3 protein-coding genes and 1 rRNA gene are annotated in these 3,410 nt (G+C 37.2%); 1 reads left to right on the top strand and 3 read right to left on the bottom strand.

What is annotated here, in order from left to right:
* The first annotated feature begins 38 nt into the window (after window positions 1-38).
* Window positions 39-1,361: an apolipoprotein N-acyltransferase gene (gene lnt, locus ACWB1W_RS06295; protein ID WP_479370530.1), complete on the top strand. Its 1,323-nt coding sequence runs from the start codon at window positions 39-41 to the stop codon at window positions 1,359-1,361.
* Here the strand turns inward: lnt and ACWB1W_RS06290 are convergent.
* The 3 genes from ACWB1W_RS06290 to rrf all read right to left on the bottom strand — a co-directional run bounded on the left by ACWB1W_RS06290 (window position 1,344) and on the right by rrf (window position 3,404).
* Complete coding sequence (locus tag ACWB1W_RS06290) at window positions 1,344-1,940, bottom strand: DUF8089 domain-containing protein (protein ID WP_479370529.1); 597 nt, start codon at window positions 1,938-1,940, stop codon at window positions 1,344-1,346. The two genes, lnt and ACWB1W_RS06290, sit on opposite strands and share 18 nt — an antisense overlap.
* Window positions 1,930-3,258, bottom strand: a complete 1,329-nt coding sequence (locus ACWB1W_RS06285) for a UDP-N-acetylmuramoyl-tripeptide--D-alanyl-D-alanine ligase (protein WP_479370528.1) — start codon at window positions 3,256-3,258, stop codon at window positions 1,930-1,932. Before ACWB1W_RS06285 ends, ACWB1W_RS06290 begins: the two co-directional genes overlap by 11 nt.
* Before the next feature lie 29 nt (window positions 3,259-3,287).
* Window positions 3,288-3,404, bottom strand: a 5S ribosomal RNA gene (gene rrf, locus ACWB1W_RS06280).
* Between the last annotated feature and the right edge of the window lie 6 nt (window positions 3,405-3,410).

Here is a 3,410-nt window from a genome sequence, read left to right as displayed (position 1 = left end):
TATGTAAGTGCATTCATAGGAGGTATCATATTTTTCCTATGCATAATAGTGGATATAAAGAGATACTCCTAGGTGTTTTAGCAGGTGTTCTTTTTTACTTATCCTTTTCAAAGTTTAATTTATTCTTCCTTATCTTCCCCGCGATTTTCTTAGGTGTTGGAAAAAATCTAAAAAGATTTTTTTCCTTTGGACTAACGTCCTTTCTTCTTTCGCTAATATGGATAAGAATTTCTTTAATAGATTACGGTGGGCTTAATCCTTTTCTGGGATATACTTCCGTTATTTTACTTATTCTTTTCCTTACCCTTTACCAATTCGGTATAACCTACATTATTTGGAAAGTATTCAGGTTCAATTATTTTATCTTTCCTTTTATATATACTTTTGTTGAGATTATACGCTCTTTTTTTCCTTACGGAGGATTTCCTTGGCTGATTTTAGGAACTAACTTGGTTGACATTCCCGTATTGAGATACTCACTAAGCGCGGGAACAGTTTATCTCGGAAGTCTTATTGTTCTGTTCATATCACTTTTTCCAATGTTTTCAATACGCAAAAAGGTATTAACGACAGGATTGCTTGTTCCTATTCTCGTATTCGGATTTTTAAAAGAGAAGGAAACTCCCAAATTTCAAGGAAACTTTAAGGTAGCAATAGTACAAACCGCTATCCCGGAAGATGTAAAGCTGAATAAAGAACTTTTCTGGGAAAGGTATCCGCGAATAATAAAGCTTGTTGAGAAAGCGATAAAAGAAAACCCAGACCTTATAATTCTTCCAGAATCCGCAGTCCCATTTTACCTCTCTGAGCTTGAGTTTAACGATGAACTCTTAAGACTTTCTAAAAAAGTTCCTATAATTACCGGAATAATTGAGGTAAACTACGGTGAGAAATTTGAAGCTTACAACAGTGTAGTCTTACTTAAGGACGGTAAAGTCATAGACATATACAGGAAAAACATCTTAGTTCCCTTCGGAGAGTATACACCCTATCCTTTTAAGTTTTTTTCCGAACTAGTTCCTTACCTTGGTCTTCAGGATTACTCAAGAGGAAAAAAGGAAAAGTGTTTTAACCTGAACGGATTAAGGATAGCAACTCCCATATGTTTTGAGATAGCTTATACATTCTTTATAAAGCGCTTTGATTGTGATATACTTGCCGTGCTTACAAACAACGCGTGGTTTAGGAATTCGGATGGAAATTACCAACATATGAAGTTGGCAAGAGCAAGGGCTTTGGAAAACGAAAAGTTTATTCTGTGGGTAAACAACATAGGCCCCTCGGCTGTTATTAACCCGAGGGGTGAGACAATAAAAGAAATACCCTATGGTAAAGAAGGAATTTTACTTTATACTTTTTAGTATTTCCTTTACCCTTTCATATAAATAGAACCTCACTTTTACCGTATCTTCATCCTTTAAAAAGAGCTCATACCCGCACAATATATCCCCGTTTTTCTTTTCCCTTATGTTAACAATCTGAGCCTGTCCCTTAATAGCGTCTTCATAAGTTGGTAGAATAACCTCAACGTTCACAAATTCACCGTTTATAACATCGTCTATTTCTTCTAAGGAACACTTTATAGAGAACCCTACCTCTGATATATCGTTAACTTCTCTTTTTTTACCTTCTATTATTACTTTTACAGGTTTTTCGGGAGTTGGGGTTACTCTAACACTTTTCCTGTCACCAAGCGGCTTTTCGGGATTTAGCATAGGAAAGTCAAGGATAATATATTCCTCAGTCTTTCCGAGTATTTTCGTATGAAGTATAAAGGTAGAATACTTTATGTAAGCTTTTTCACCTTCAACACCGTATTTTTTTAAAATAGGTGTGTTTACAACCTTTATTTTTTCATTTTCCGTCATTCCGAGAATGTCTGTAATAGTGTATAAGACCACATCGTTCTTGAAAAGGAATATCTCACCTTTAGAGCTCATTATCAACCTCCCTTAAAAACTCCACAATCTCTTCAAACTTTAACCCCCTGGATGCTTTAACAAAAATTACACTTCCCCTTAGAACCCTCTTATTTTTCCTTAACACTTCCTTTAACTCCTCCTTTGACTTTGTGTAAAACTTCAATCCCCTATAAACATTATAAGTCTCTTTAATTTCTCTTCCCGAAAAAAATGCCGCTTCTATCTTACAATTGTTTAAAAGCTCCCCGACCTTACTGTGGAGCTCCCTGCTATACTTTCCTAGCTCAAGCATATCCCCCAAAATAACAACCTTTTTCTTACCTTCTATAAGTCCAAGACTTCTAAGTGCATTCTCCACGGAGGGCGGATTTGCATTATAAGCATCGTTTATTATCGTAAAATTTTTCAATTTTATTACTTCCATTCTTCCCCATTCTGGCTTGAAACAGCTTACGGCATTCCTAAAATTTTTCGGTTCATAGCCCAAAATTTTTAAAACTTTTAACGATACGAGTAGATTTTCCATAAGCCCCAAACTGGGAACAGGTAAAAAAAATTCCTCCCCATCTATACGTATACGTATACCATCTTCTTTTATTTCGCAGCTTTCAACTTCTCCTTTGCCGAATGTATAACGCCAATCCTTCGGAATAAATACGTAATAATTAATCGTATTTTCAGGTATTATCGCCTTGAAGGAGTCCGAAAGAAAACAGAAAAGCTCTCCGTTTCCCAAAATTACACCCTCCAGACTTCCGAAACCCTCCAGATGCTCTTCTCCAATCTTCGTTATAACCCTTATATGGGGTTTTGTTATATTAACGAGTTCTCTTATTTCTCCCCTTTTACTCGCCCCGTGTTCAAGAACCCAAAAATCACAATCAAGGGGTGCATTTGCAACGCTTAAGGGAAGACCTATCTGAGAGTTAAGATTCCCGGGAGATTTATAAACTTTTCCAACGAAGGAAAGAAGATGTGCTACCAATTCTTTTGTTGTCGTTTTTCCCGCCGAACCGGCTATACCCACAACGGTTCCCTTAAAACTCTCTCTTTTATACTTTGCAATCTTTTTAAGTGCTTCCTGAGATGAGTTTACAAGTATTAAAAACTTATCTTCGGGAATCTCAACGAATTTTTCCGCTATAGCACCTGCTGCACCTTTCTCAAGAGCATCTTTTACAAACTCATTTCCATCAAATCTAGAGCCTTTTAAAGCTACAAAAACCTCCCCTTTTCTTATGTTTCTTGAATCTATTGAGAAAGAACTTACCTTTACAGAAGGATTTCCTATAAGACTTCCGTTGATTATTTGAGCTAATAACTTCGGAGTAAACACAACAAATATTTTATTACTACGGAACAAGCCCCTGGCACCGACCTACTTTCCCGTGCCGCTGCCGGCACAGTATCATCGGCGCTGGGGGGCTTAACTGCCGGGTTCGGAATGGAACCGGGTGTTTCCCCCCCGCTATGGGCACCAGGGGCAAT

The sequence above is a fragment of the Aquifex sp. genome, from assembly GCF_056494385.1.
Note: the sequence above shows the minus strand (reverse complement) of the source record. Positions and strands in the feature narration are given on the sequence as shown.